Raw genomic sequence first — 12,837 nt, forward strand, 5'->3', positions numbered from 1 at the left:
TCAGCGCCCCTCCTCGGACGGGTCGACCGCGTAGAACACCGTGCGCCCGCCGATGCGGAACGTCAGGACGGTGACGACGAGGATGGCCAGGAAGAACAGCCAGAGCATGGCGGACGCCGGGCCGTACTGCGAGAACGCGAAGTACTTCGCGTAGACGTCGATCATGTAGATCTGGTTGGCCTCGGGGACCGCGGTGATCGCGGCCGCGCCGGCGGCGGGCGACAGGAGCAGCGCGGGCACGAAGGTCTGCAGCGCACCGATCGTCACCGTGATCGTCTGGAACAGCATGACGGGCGAGATCGCCGGCAGGGTGATGTGCCAGAACCGCTGTGACGCGTTCGCGCCGTCGAGCGTCGCGGCCTCGAGCAGCTCCTGGGAGACGTCCTGCAGCGCGGCGAGGTTGATGATCACGCCGGCGCCGATGCCCCACAGCATCACGCAGATCAGGACGCCGAAGACGGCGTCGCCGTTGAACCAGTCGATCGCGTCGACGCCGAGCGTCGCGAGGAACGCGTTGAGCGCGCCCGTGTCGCGGTCGAAGATCAGCTTCCACGTGAGGGTGGCCGCGACCGGCGGCACGATGGCCGGCAGGTAGATGTACATGCGGAACCAGGTGCGTCCGCGCACCTTCTGGTTCAGCAGGATCGCCAGCAGCAGGCTGCCGACGATCGTGATCGGCACGACGACGAGGGCCAGCAGCCCCGTGCGGCCGAGGCTCGCCCAGGTGTCGGGATCCGTCAGCACGTCGCGGTAGTTCCGCAGGCCCACCCACGAGAACGACGGCGAGATGCCGTCCCAGTTGGTCATGCTGATCGCGAACGCGTAGACCAGCGGGAACAGCGTCAGCAGGATCGTGCCGACGAGCCACGGCGAGATGAAGGCGTAGAACGCGCGGCCCTCCTTGCGGCGGGCGAGCGACGAGCGGGCCCTCGGGGTCCTCGTGCCCTTCGGGCGAGCGGCGACCTGCGCGGTCGCCTGCTCCGAGGTGAGAACGGTCATGCGGTCACATCCCTACGAGCGAGGCGCCGTTGGCGAGCAGCGCGTTGACGGACGTCGTGGTCGCGTCGGCCCACTGGCCGACGGTCATGTCGCCGCGCACGACGCGGGCGAACTTGTCGGAGAGCGACGCGTCGATGGCAGTGGGGTCGATGAACGGCGACGCGGGGATCGCCTGCAGGTACTGCAGCTCGTTCATCTGCGTGTCGTACGCCTGCTTCTGCAGAGGGCTCTCCTGCGGCAGCGAGTCGTACAGGCTGTTGATCGGCGGGATCCCGCCGCCGAGCCTCGCGCGGTCGGCCGCGGGACCGCCGCCGCAGAACCACTCGATGAACTGCCACGCCTCGTCCTTCATCCTCGAGTCCGCGGCGATCCAGAACCCGGTCGCGGCGCGCGTGGGGCTGATGCGGGTGCCGCCCATCATCGGGGCCGGCACGAGCCGGGCGTACTGCCCGACCTCGTCCTCGGGGGTGATCGTGCCCGTCATCCAGTAGCCGGCGCCGTCCATCGCGAGGCGCTGCGCCTGGAACGCGGGCCAGTCCCAGCCCTCGGGGCTGACGTCGACCAGCGTGTAGCCGACCTTCTCGCTCGCGACGTCGACGAACCACTGCATCGCGCGCCGCGCCTCGGGCGAGGTGAAGTCGATCACCGACAGGTCGTCGTTGTAGAGCGTGCCGCCGGCCGTCGCGACCATCTGCGAGATCGAGGCGACGGACGGGGCCGTGTTGAACAGCCCGTACCGGGTCACGCGCCCGCCCTTGCGGGACGTCATGGCCCGGCCGTGCTCGAGCAGCTCGTCGTACGTGAGGGGCTTGTCGGCCGTGGGGATCGCGAGGCCCGCCTCCTCGAACATGCGGGTGCTGATCCAGTACATGAAGTCCTGTGACCAGTCCTTGGTCATGCCGTAGTGCTGGCCCTGGCCCTGCACGGACCCGTCCCAGCGCCACACGTCGTTCACGACGGCGAGGTCGTCGTACCGCACGACGCTCGACGCCCTCATGTAGTCGTCGAGCGGGTGCGACAGGCCGCGGGCGGCGTAGTAGGCCGACTGCGACGCTCCGGTCGCCCGCACGACGTCGGGCGGGTTGCCCGCCGCGATCATCGAGTTGAGGCGCACCTGGTCGAAGTTGATGAACGAGAGCCCGATGTCCGGGTGCGCCTGTTCCCAGGCGGCGAGCAGATCGTCGGTGACCTCGCTCGACACGGTCATGACGGTGATCGTCTTCGCCTTGCCGCTGAACGAGTGGGTGGAGCAGCCCGTGAGCGCGAGGGCGGACATCCCTGCGGTCGTGAGCATGCCGCCGAGGAAGGCCCGGCGGGAGAAGGGCGCGGGTGTGCGCATGAACGTACCTCCATCGCTACGTGCGTCCGCCATCGTCGACGGTGGCCGGAACAGCGCCTCATCCTCGGAGCGCCGCGGATGTAGGGTCAAGCCTCCGTAGTCATTCGATCAGAAATCGAACATGGGGGTTCGGTGGATCTGACACAGCGGCAGGCGCGCATCCTGGCGGAGCTCAGGCTGCACGGCAGCCTCTCGGCGACCGACTTCGCCCAGCGCATGGGGATCTCGGCCATGACGGTGCGGCGCGACCTCGGCGAGCTCGCCGACCGGGCCATGCTGCGCCGGGTGCACGGGGGGGCGGTGCCCGTCGACGACGCGGTGCGGCCCGAGCGGTCCGACGTGACGACGGCCGGCCACCGCCCGCCGCCGCGGTCGTCGACGGGGCCGGTGCCCGTCGCGAACGAGCCGCTGTTCACCTTCGGTTTCGTGGTGCCCGACCCCGGCTACTACTTCCCGGCGATCGTCGACGGGGCCGTCGAGCGCGTGCGGACGATGGGCGGCCGGCTCGTGCTGGGGATCTCCGACTACGACCCCGAGCGTGAGCGCGCCCAGGTCCAGCGGATGATCGAGCGCGGCGTCGACGGGCTGCTCGTCACGTCGAGCACGAACGACGAGCTCGAGACGTTCGGGCAGCTCATCGACTCGCCGGTGCCCGTCGTCGTGGTGGAGCGGTCGCTCGACGACGCGGTGCACGCGGGGGCGCTCGACCTGGTGCGCACCGACCACGCGGCGGGGGCCGTCGTCGCGATCCGCCTGTTCGTCGAGCTGGGCCACCGGCGTGTGGGCATGGTGACGTTCGAGACGCCCACGATGCCGCACCTGCGCACCGGGTTCGACCGCGCGCTCCGGGTCCTCGGGCTGGAGGACGTCGGCGCGGTGGAGGTCATCGACCATCGGCAGGGGATCCGCGAACAGAGCACCGCGTACCTCGGACGGGCGCTCGCCGCGGGCGTCACCGCGGTGTTCGTGCACTCGGACCGCTACGCCGTGGAGTTCGTCGAGGCGGCCCTCGCGATGGGTCTGTCGATCCCGGGCGACCTGTCGGTCATCGCCTACGACGACGAGGTCGCCTCCCTGGCCGCCGTCCCGCTGACCGCGGTGGGGCCGCCCAAGCGCGACGTCGGCTGGGTCGCGGCGGGCATGCTCTTCGACCGCGTGTCGACGACGGCCGAACGGGTGCTCACCTCGCGCCACGTGACGCTGCGCCCGAACCTCGTGCCGCGCCGGTCCACCGGGTCCCCGCGGTGATGTGCGACTGATGTTCGTTTGAACCGTTGGGCTTGACCGCGTTCCTCGCCGTCGCCTTTCGTGGGTCCCGCCGTCGGAGACGAAGGAGAGGCCGACATGCCGTACCCCGAGGACGACGCGCGACGCACCGTCGCGTTCCTCATGCCCGACCGCACGTTCTCGAGCGTCTTCGACGCCACTGAGGTCGCGCGGCTCGTCGACGACCCCCGCCTGCGCCTCCTGGCGCCCGGGCCGCTCGACCCCACGGACCCCCGTGACCGCGCGCTCCTCGCCGAGGCCGAGGTCGTGATCACCGGATGGGGCACCCCCGTCCTCGCAGGCGAGGTGCGGGACGCGCTGCCCTCGCTCGTCGCGGTCGCGCACTCCGCGGGAACGGTGCGCCCCGTCGTGACCGACGACCTGCTCGACAGCGGGGTGGCCGTGGCCTCGAGCGCGGGCGCCAACGCCGTCCCCGTCGCCGAGTTCGCGCTGGCGATGGTGGTCCTCGCGGCGAAGCGCGTGCTGTGGGCGAGCGAGGAGTACCGCGTGCTCGGACGCCAGCCCGACTCGGCCCGCGCCTGGCCCGGCATCGGGGCGCACGGCATCCGGGTGGGCGTCGTCGGCGCCTCGCACGTGGGGCGCCTGCTGCTCGACCGGCTCGCGACCCTCGACGTCGAGGTGGTCGTGTCGGACCCGACCCTCGACGACGAGCGGCGGCGGGCGCTGGGCGTCGAGGTCGTGACGCTCGGCGAGCTCGTCGAGACGAGCGACGTGGTGACGCTGCACGCGCCGTCGCTGCCCTCGACGCGCGGCATGATCAGCCGGGACCTCATCGAGCGGATGCGCCCCGGCGCGACCCTCATCAACACGGCCCGCGGCGAGCTCGTCGACGAGCAGGCGCTCGCCGACCGCCTCGACCGCGGCGACCTCGTCGCGCTGCTCGACGTCACGGAGCGCGAGCCGCTCCCGGCCGGCGACCGGCTGTGGTCGACGCCCAACACCTTCCTGACCCCGCACCTCGCGGGCTCGGTCGGCAACGAGAACTCCCGGCTCGCCGCGCACATCGTCGACGAGGTGGTCCGCTTCGGCGCGACGGGCGCGTTCGCCGAACCGATCACCGGCCGCCACCTGGCCGTCATCGCGTAGCCGTGGCCGCCCCGACGTCGTTCCTCGGCCGGTTCACCCCCGGCGCCCGTGCCGCCCTGGACCCGGACCGGTGGGTCCCCGCGCCGCCCGTGACCGACCGCGACGGCTGGTCGCGCGTCGGCGACGCCGACCGGGCGGCGCTGCTCGCGGCCGCCGACGCGTGGCGCGACGCCGCGGCCGCCCGGGCGCCGACCCTCACCCTGTGGGCGCACTACGCCGCGACCGGCGAGCGCGCGCCCTACGAGCGGGCGCAGCGCGCGCTGCTGGCCGAGGTCGCCTCGGCGACGCTCGCGTGGGGCGCGACGGGCGACGGCGCCGCGTGGGCGCCGCGCCTCGCCGACGCCGTGTGGCGGCTGTGCGAGCTCACCGCCTGGTGCCTTCCCTCGCACTACGCGCTGCCCGGGACGGGCGAGCGCCCGCCGCTGCCCGTGCCCGGTCGCGACGTGCTCGACCTGTCCTGCGGCTACGTGGGCGGCATGCTCGCCGCGGTCGACCGGCTGGCGGGCGACGCCCTCGACGCCGCGTTCCCCGGCATCCGCGCCCGGGTGCACCACGAGATCCGCCGCCGCGTGCTCGACCCCTGGGACCGCGACGCGTACTTCTGGGCCGAGGGCGAGGACGGCCGCCCGCCGAACAACTGGGCGCCGTGGATCGTGTCGAACGTGCTCGCCTGCACCATGGTGGTCGAGACCGACCGCGCGGCGGTCGAGCGCACCGTCGAGCGCGCCCTCGTGATCCTCGACCGCTTCCGCGCGGGGTACGCCGACGACGGCAGCTGCGAGGAGGGCGCCACCTACTGGTGGTGGGCCGGCGCCACGCTGTTCGAGGCGCTCGACGTCGTCGAGCGGGCCACCGGCGGGGCCTACGACGGGTTCGCGGTGCCGCCCGTCGCGGCGATGAGCCGCTTCCCCCAGGCGATGCAGCTCGACGCCGAGCACCAGGTGAACTTCTCGGACGGGTCCCCGGCCCACCCGCCGAACGCGGTGTGGCACCTGCTCGCGCGCTTCGGCGAGCGCGTCGGCGACGGCGAGGTCGTCCGGCACGCGCGGTGGATGGGCCGCGCGCACCCGCTGGGGTTCGACGGGCAGCTCGCGCCGCTGTTCCTGCGCACGCTCGCCGCGCTGCGGGACCCCGGCTGGGAGGAGGCGGGGCCGTCCGAGCCCGGCATGCCCGCCTCCTGGTACGCCCCCGGCACCGAGGTCGCCGTCGCCCGCGAGCGCGCGCACGACGCCGTGGGCCTGGCGCTCGCCGTGAAGGGCGGCCACAACGACGTCAGCCACAACCACAACGACGCGGGCGGCCTCGTCGTCTCGCTCGACGGGCATCCCGTGCTCATCGACGTGGGCGTGGGCGACTACGTCCGGGACACGTTCCTGCCGGGCGCGCGCTACACGATCTGGACCATGCGCAGCGCCTGGCACAGCGTGCCCCTGCCCGACGGCGTCGAGCAGCGGCACGGCCGCGAGTTCCGCGCGACGGGCACGGCGTTCGCCGACGACGGGGCCGTCGCCTCGTTGAGCACGGACCTCACCGCCGCGTACCCCGCGGAGGCGGGGCTGACGTCGCTCGCGCGCGTGGTCGCGCTCGACCGGAAGGAGGGCGAGGTGCGCATCGACGACGCCTGGCGGTTCGCCGGCGAGGGCGAGATGCGGCTGGTGCTCATGACGGCCGACGAGCCACGGCCCGTCGCGGGCGGCCTCGCGGTGGGCCCGGCGCTCGTCGCGATCGACGACGGCCTCGCCGTCGCCACCGAGCGCGTCGACGTCGACCCCGCCGACACGCGCCTCGTACGCGCCTGGGGCGCGGCCGTGCACCGGACGGTCCTCACGGCGCCCGCCGGTGCCGAGGGTACGGCCCGCGTCGTCGTGCGGAGGGCGTGATGGGTCCCTTCGTCCTGCCGCCCGACGACCGCGCGCTCTCGCCCGTCACGGGATGGACCCGCGACCACTGGGTCGCCACCGGGCACCGCTGGCTCGACCAGGTGCGGCGCTTCTCGAGCCCGCTCGGCGCCGCCACCCGGCTGCCCGGCCGCGTGACGGGCGACGGCGCGCGGCGGGAGAGCATGGAGGCCGTCGGCCGCTCGTTCCTGCTGGCCGCGCCGCTGGTCGCGGGCACCTCGGGGCCCCGGTCCGACGACGTGCTCGAGTGGTACGCGCGCGCCCTGCTGGCGGGCACCGACCCCGACGGCCCGGAGGCGTGGCCGCTCGGCGTCACCTGCCGGGCGCCGATCACGGGCGTCACGAACAACATCGTCGAGGCGGCGAACCTCGCCTTCGGCCTGCACGTCAGCCGCGACCGGCTGTGGGCAGGGCTCACCCGGCCCGAGCAGCGCCAGGTCGCCGCGTGGCTGCGCCACCACGCGCGCCTCGAGGTGTGGCACAACAACTGGCAGCTGTTCCCCGCCATGGCCGAGGGCTTCCTGCGGTCCGTCGGCGAGGACACCTCGGGCTGCACCGGCGAGCGCAACGTCGCCCGCGTCGAGTCGTGGTACCTCGAGCAGGGCTGGTACACCGACGGGCCCGAGCACGCGATCGACCACTACAACGCGTGGGCCATCCACCCCTACCTGTGGGCCTGGTACGAGATGACGGGGCGCACCGACGCCCCCGAGGGGCGCAGGCACCGCGAGCGCCTGCACGCGTTCAGCGCGTCGTTCGCCGACCTCGTCGCGCCCGACGGCTCCCTGCTGCACGTGGGCCGCTCGCTCACCTACCGCACGGCGGCGCTCGCCGCGGTGTGGTGCGCCGAGCTCGCCGGCGCCAGCGCGCTGACGCCCGGGCAGACGCGCGCCCTCACGTCGGGGGTGCTGCGGCGGTTCGTGGACGACGGGGTCGGCGTCGACGCGCCGCTCGACCTCGGCTGGCGCCGCCCGCACGAGCCGATCGCGCAGACCTACAGCGGGTTCGGGTCCTCCTACCTCGCCGGCATCGGGTTCCTGGGGCTCGCCCTACCGGACGAGGCCCCGGTGTGGACCGACCGCGAGGAGCCGCACGCGCCGCGGCCCCGCACGATCGCCGCGGCGGGGTGGATCGTGCGGCCGCAGAGCGACGGCATCGTGCGTCTGGTGAACCACGGCAGCGACCACTGCGAGATCCCCGTCGAGCCCACGCGGCCCGACCCCGACGACCCGCACTACGCGAAGCTCGGCTACTCGACGCACACGGCGCCGGGCACGGGCCCGGCGTGGGACGAGGGCGTCGACGGTCACCTCGCGCTCGTCGGCGACGACGGGCGGGCCAGCAGGCGCGGCGTCCTCCGCGCGATGCGCGCCGAGGGGCCGGTCGCCGCGTCGGCGCACGTGCCGCAGCGCGACGGCGTCCCCTTCCCGGGCGTCACCGTCGTGAGCGCGACGATCGTCGAGGGCGACCTCGAGCTGCGCGCCCACCTCGTGCGGAGCGACCGTGCCTGGCCCGTGCGCGAGGGCGGCTGGCAGGTCGCGGGGGACACGGCCCCGCGGGGGACGTCGGCGGGCCTGGCCGCGGCGGTCACGAACGCCGACGGGCTGACCGGCGCGGTCGTCGGCCTCGCCGGGTGGGCGTCGTCGTCGCTGGTGGCGTCGACCGGGTCCGACGCGTTCGGCCCTGCCTCGGCGGTCCCCGTGCTGCACGGGTCCGTCGGCGCCGGCGACACCGTGCTCGTGAGCCTGCACGCGCTGTCGGCCCGGCCGCGGCCGCTGGAGGGGGCGGTGACGGTCGCCGTCTCGGGCACCACCGTCACCGCCCGCTGGGGCACCGGCGCAGAGCAGGAGGTCGACCTCGCGACGTGGCTCTGGCCGGTGCTCCCGGCGTGACCGGGCCCTAGGCCACGGTCACGCCGCCGATCACGAGCCAGCCGCTGTCGGTGGTCTCGGCGGACGTCGCGAGCTCGATCGCCGGTGCGTCGCCGCGCGTCGTGTCGACGATCGCGACGCCCCACCGGTAACGGCCCTTCGCGACGTGGCCGACCGTCGGCGTCGACGTGTACTCGTAGGCGTGCCGCTCGCGCCACGTGTGCGTCGGGATCGTGTCGTCGGCGTACACCTCGACGGCCCGGCCCGACCGGTCGAGCAGCGCGAACGCCACCTGGTACTTGCCGTGCCACTGCGGCAGGTCGCTGGGGAAGAACGCCCACCCGGCGTTCGCCCACGTGTGCGCGATCGTCGTCGACGCGCCCGGTGCCACGGTCGCCGGCGCGGTGACGCTCTGCGGGTACAGACGATAGCCGCCCTCGGCGTTGAACTCCTTCACGAGGTCGAAGCACTCCTCGAACCAGGAGTCGGTCTCGCCCACGCGGAAGTCCATCGAGTTGACGTGCGCCTGCTGCGAGTCGTCGAACTCGCCCTGGCGCACGTCGGCCGCCGTCTCGTAGCCGCGCGGGTCGTCAGAGAACGAGTGGCTGCCGGTCACCCAGCCGCCCTCCATGACGATCGGCCGCTTGTACAGCCACGCGCCGGCGACCTCCCGCTCCCACTGCCCGTAGTAGGTCGTCATGCCGAACGCGTCCTGCCGCAGGATCCAGCCCTTGTCGTACGCGTAGTCGAGCAGCTCGCGGCTCTTCGGGTCCGCGGCGCCCCAGCCGGTCTCGGCGCCGATGAGGCGGTGGTAGTTGACGGCCAGCGGCACGTTCGGGAACAGGCGCGTGAACAGGTCGACGCTCCAATGGAACACCGCCTCGCGGTGGGCGCTGTCGAGGTACTTCATGGTGTGCCCCTCGCCCCACAGCCCCAGCCCGTACCCGTCGATGAAGTCCATCTCGTCGGGGTCCCCGAACCGGGCGGCCAGCGCCTCGAGGAACGTCTCGTACTTCTGCTGGAAGACCGGGTCGTCGGGGTACGGCGACCACAGCGTCACGTCGCCGGTCTTCGACTCGTAGCCCTGCGCGCCGGCCGCGCGCACGTAGTCGGGGGTGAAGCCGCGGGGCTTGTCCCGGCTGTCGACGACCACGCGGAACGCGAGCCGCATGCGGCGCTTCTTCGCCTCGGCGAGCATCCACACGAGCTTCTCGTCCGTGTCCCAGCCGTACACGCCCTCCTCGGGCTCGAGCACCGACCATGCGATGCGCATGTACAGCGTCGGCGCGTAGTCCGACACCTTGACGGTGCCGTCGACGCCCGGCACCTGCATGCTGTCGTAGTGCTCCCAGTAGTCGTCGGCGACCGTCGCCGTGCTGTAGAGCACCCACCCGTTCAGCGGGTTGCGAAGGAAGCGCTCGGGGTCGTGCGCGAACGTCGTGTCGGCGGTCCGCGTCCCGGACCTCGGCGCGGTCGCCGCCGTCGCGCCCGACGGCAGCAGGATCCCCGCCGTCATCGCGAGCGCCCCGGTCGCGCCCATGCCCAGGACGGTGCGCCGCCCGAATTCCTGTGTGGTTCCCATCCGTGATCTCTCCTGTGAGTCGATGGCGAGAACGTCACGCTCCCGTCCGGGCTTCGGGAGGGTCAAGGGATCGGCACGGCTCGCACACAAAGCGAACAGGCCCCGCGCGGGCGCGGGCTCGCCGCACGGCCCAGGTCGCGCTCGGGCGCGACGTCCGCGCCGGTCACCCGTGCCGCCGCGCGGGCGGCACCGGCCCGGTGCTGCCCCGCACGACCAGCCCGGGCGTGACGTGCAGGGCGATGCCCTCCGCGCCGAGCCGGCTGCGCTCGACCCCGAGCACGCGCGCGTGCAGCAGCTCCCAGGCGCGCCGGCCGAGGTCGGCCTGCGGCACCGCGGCCGTCGTGAGGGACGGCGTCGCGTACCGGGCGAGCTCGATGTCGTCGAAGCCGCCGACGGACAGGTCGCCGGGCACGGCCACGCCGGCCTCGTCGAGACGCGCCAGCAGGCCGAACGCGACGAGGTCGTTGAACGCGACGACGCCCGTCGCGTCCGTCGCCAGCACCCGGTCCGCGACGCGGTAGCCGGCCTCGACGGTGGGGCCGCAGGGCAGGGTCGTGACGCGCAGGCCGGGGTGCCGCTCGCGCGCGTCGTCGAGGGCGCGCACGCGCAGCGCGTTCGACGCGCTCGACGGCGGGCCGGCGACGTAGGCCAGCTCCTGGTGCCCCAGGGCCACCAGGTGGTCGACCATGCTGCGGACGCCGGCGCCGTAGTCGACGCGGACGGACGGCACGGTGCGGCCCGGCACGTGCCGGTTGACCACGACGACCGGCTCCAGCCGGGGGAGCAGGTCGCGCAGCTCGTCCTCGGACGTGCGGGGCGCGGCGAGGACGAGCGCGTCGCACCGCTGCCGCGCCTCGAGCGCGACCTCGGCCTCGGCGCGGGCGTTCTCCACGGTCTCGGCCACGAGCACGCGGTAGTCGTGGGGCGCGGCGGCCGCCATCGTGCCGCGCAGGATCTGCTGGAACATCGGGTTCGCGAGGTCGGGCACGACGAGCGCGACGGAGTTGGTGCGGCCGGTGGAGAGGCTGCGCGCCACCCGGCTGGGCTGGTACCGCAGGTCGCGGGCCACCCCGCGGACCCGCTCGGCGATGTCCGGGGCCACGGTGGACCGGCCGTTCATCACGCGCGACACGGTGGCGCGGGACACCCCCGCCGCGGCCGCGACCTCGTCGATCGTCGGCGCCGCGGACCGGGGCATCAGGCCTCCTTCCCGGCGGCGGTGACGTGGACCGGCCCGAAGGCGCCGCCGTCGCCGGGGCGCAGGTCCGCGCCGAGGGGCGCGCTCGCGAACAGGCCCACCTCCGCGCCGACCCAGTGCCCCTCGTGCGCCTGCCAGCCGGGGGCGGGCTCGCGCCACGGCGCCCCCGGGTCGGCGGCGTCGCGCCAGCCCCAGGTGACGACGCCGGCGGCGTCGACGGCGGCGCGCACGACGACGGTCCGGCCGCCGCCCGGCACGGGCTCCTGCGCGACGACCTCCTCGTCGCCGTGGGGGCCGCCGCGCCGCACGGTCACCTCGACGCCGGCGGGCGTGCGCTCCAGGCCCGCCCACGAGTACGCGCGGCCGAGGACGGCGACGCCGGCGCGGGTGCCGGGGGCGTCGCCGACCAGCTCGACGCGGGTCTCCCAGGTGCTCGGCCGTCCGGGGAGCTGCTGGCACAGGACGGCGCCCTGGTCCCGCAGGTTCCCGCGCGGCGACGGCTGGGCGGGCAGCCGCAGGGTGCCGCCTCCCTCGGCCCTGGCCCAGCCGGGTCCGGGGTTGGCCTGCCAGTGCCAGCGCGGCGCGAGGCCGGGGGCGGCGAAGTCGTCGCTGCGCACGGGCTCGCCGGGCTCGGCGCCCGCGACCGGGGTGGGGTGCGTGAGCACCGGCCGGCCCGCGTCGCCGAGCACCGGCCAGCCGTCCGGGCCCCAGCGCATGGGCTGCAGGTGCACGACCCGCCCGAAGACGCCCCGGTCCTGGAAGTGCAGGAACCAGTCCTCGCCGTCGGGCGTGTCCACCCAGGCCCCCTGGTGCGGGCCGTTGACCGGGGTGTCGCCCTGGGCGAGCACGACGCGGTGCTCGTACGGCCCCCACACGGACCGCGACCGGAAGGCGACCTGGAAGCCGGTCGCGACCCCGCCCGCCGGGGCGAAGATCCAGTACCAGCCGTCGCGCTGGTACAGCTTGGGACCCTCCAGGGTGCGGAAGCCGGGCAGCTCGTCGCCGTCGACCACCGTGCGCCCCGGCCCGACGACGCCGCGCAGGCCAGGGTCCACCTCGACCACGGTGAGCCGGTTCTTCACCCCGGCCCGGCTCCTGGCCCAGCCGTGCACGAGGTAGGCCCGGCCGTCGTCGTCCCACAGCGGGCACGGGTCGATGAGGCCCCGGCCGGGGAGCAGGCACCAGGGCTCCGACCACGGGCCGCGCGGGTCGGCGGCGGTGAGGACGAAGATGCCGTGGTCCGGGTCGGGGTAGACGATCCAGAAGAGCCCGTCGTGGTGGCGCAGGCTGGGCGCCCACACGCCCGAGCCGTGCCGGGGGAGGGCGTAGTGGCCCGCCGGGGGCAGCGCGGGGAGCGCGTTGGCGACGTGCTCCCAGGACACGAGGTCGCGCGAGCGCAGCACGGGCAGCCCGGGGGCGCGGTGGAAGCTGGACGCGACCAGCCAGTAGTCGTCCCCGACGCGCACGGCGTCGGGGTCCGGCCAGTCCGCGTCGAGGACCGGGTTGCCGTAGTTCGTCATGGTCGCCTTCCGTCACGTCGCTGGGACGGCGACGGGCGGGAAACCGGTTACCGTCGC

General features: G+C 74.4%; 9 protein-coding genes. 4 read left to right on the forward strand and 5 right to left on the reverse strand.

The window, feature by feature from the left end; all coding sequences use genetic code 11:
* A complete protein-coding gene (locus tag ACFU9A_RS06050; RefSeq protein ID WP_430574353.1) occupies nt 1–999 on the reverse strand; it encodes a carbohydrate ABC transporter permease in 999 nt (332 codons plus the stop codon).
* A gap of 4 nt (nt 1,000–1,003) precedes the next feature.
* Nucleotides 1,004–2,338: an extracellular solute-binding protein gene (locus ACFU9A_RS06055; RefSeq protein WP_430574354.1), complete on the reverse strand. Its 1,335-nt coding sequence runs from the start codon at nt 2,336–2,338 to the stop codon at nt 1,004–1,006.
* Between the two features lie 132 nt (nt 2,339–2,470).
* Here ACFU9A_RS06055 and ACFU9A_RS06060 point away from each other — a divergent pair, with 132 nt between their 5' ends.
* The 4 genes from ACFU9A_RS06060 (at nt 2,471) to ACFU9A_RS06075 (ending at nt 8,501) form a co-directional block, all read left to right on the forward strand.
* Nucleotides 2,471–3,586 carry a substrate-binding domain-containing protein gene (locus tag ACFU9A_RS06060; RefSeq protein WP_430574355.1) on the forward strand — a complete coding sequence of 372 codons (1,116 nt, stop codon included), beginning with the start codon at nt 2,471–2,473 and terminating at the stop codon, nt 3,584–3,586.
* 96 nt (nt 3,587–3,682) lie between these two features.
* A complete protein-coding gene (locus tag ACFU9A_RS06065; RefSeq protein ID WP_430574356.1) occupies nt 3,683–4,711 on the forward strand; it encodes a hydroxyacid dehydrogenase in 1,029 nt (342 codons plus the stop codon).
* Nucleotides 4,712–4,713: 2 nt separating this feature from the next.
* Nucleotides 4,714–6,591, forward strand: a complete 1,878-nt coding sequence (locus ACFU9A_RS06070) for a heparinase II/III family protein (RefSeq protein WP_430574357.1) — start codon at nt 4,714–4,716, stop codon at nt 6,589–6,591.
* Nucleotides 6,591–8,501 (forward strand): DUF2264 domain-containing protein, encoded by a 1,911-nt coding sequence (locus tag ACFU9A_RS06075; protein WP_430574358.1) that lies wholly within the window; start codon nt 6,591–6,593, stop codon nt 8,499–8,501. The genes ACFU9A_RS06070 and ACFU9A_RS06075 overlap by 1 nt, the downstream gene beginning before the upstream one ends.
* A gap of 7 nt (nt 8,502–8,508) precedes the next feature.
* Here ACFU9A_RS06075 and ACFU9A_RS06080 read toward each other — a convergent pair whose 3' ends face one another.
* From ACFU9A_RS06080 to ACFU9A_RS06090, 3 genes are all read right to left on the reverse strand, one after another.
* A complete protein-coding gene (locus ACFU9A_RS06080) occupies nt 8,509–10,062 on the reverse strand; it encodes a DUF4832 domain-containing protein (RefSeq protein WP_430574359.1) in 1,554 nt (517 codons plus the stop codon).
* A gap of 163 nt (nt 10,063–10,225) precedes the next feature.
* A complete protein-coding gene (locus ACFU9A_RS06085; protein ID WP_430574360.1) occupies nt 10,226–11,260 on the reverse strand; it encodes a LacI family DNA-binding transcriptional regulator in 1,035 nt (344 codons plus the stop codon).
* The gene (locus tag ACFU9A_RS06090; RefSeq protein WP_430574361.1) at nt 11,260–12,780 is read right to left on the reverse strand and encodes a family 43 glycosylhydrolase; all 1,521 of its coding nucleotides are present in this window, start codon (nt 12,778–12,780) and stop codon (nt 11,260–11,262) included. The genes ACFU9A_RS06085 and ACFU9A_RS06090 overlap by 1 nt, the downstream gene beginning before the upstream one ends.
* Between the last annotated feature and the right edge of the window lie 57 nt (nt 12,781–12,837).

This window comes from Isoptericola sp. NPDC057653, assembly GCF_042799955.1.
Lineage (GTDB): Bacteria > Actinomycetota > Actinomycetes > Actinomycetales > Cellulomonadaceae > Isoptericola.

Bases quoted from the DNA above. Each gene is read 5' to 3' on its own strand.
- ACFU9A_RS06055 (WP_430574354.1), bottom strand. From the start codon at position 2,338: ATGCGCACACCCGCGCCCTTCTCCCGCCGGGCCTTCCTCGGCGGCATG.
- ACFU9A_RS06065 (WP_430574356.1), top strand. From the start codon at position 3,683: ATGCCGTACCCCGAGGACGACGCGCGACGCACCGTCGCGTTCCTCATG.
- ACFU9A_RS06085 (WP_430574360.1), bottom strand. From the start codon at position 11,260: ATGCCCCGGTCCGCGGCGCCGACGATCGACGAGGTCGCGGCCGCGGCG.
- ACFU9A_RS06090 (WP_430574361.1), bottom strand. From the start codon at position 12,780: ATGACGAACTACGGCAACCCGGTCCTCGACGCGGACTGGCCGGACCCC.
- ACFU9A_RS06050 (WP_430574353.1), bottom strand. From the start codon at position 999: ATGACCGTTCTCACCTCGGAGCAGGCGACCGCGCAGGTCGCCGCTCGC.
- ACFU9A_RS06075 (WP_430574358.1), top strand. From the start codon at position 6,591: ATGGGTCCCTTCGTCCTGCCGCCCGACGACCGCGCGCTCTCGCCCGTC.
- ACFU9A_RS06080 (WP_430574359.1), bottom strand. From the start codon at position 10,062: ATGGGAACCACACAGGAATTCGGGCGGCGCACCGTCCTGGGCATGGGC.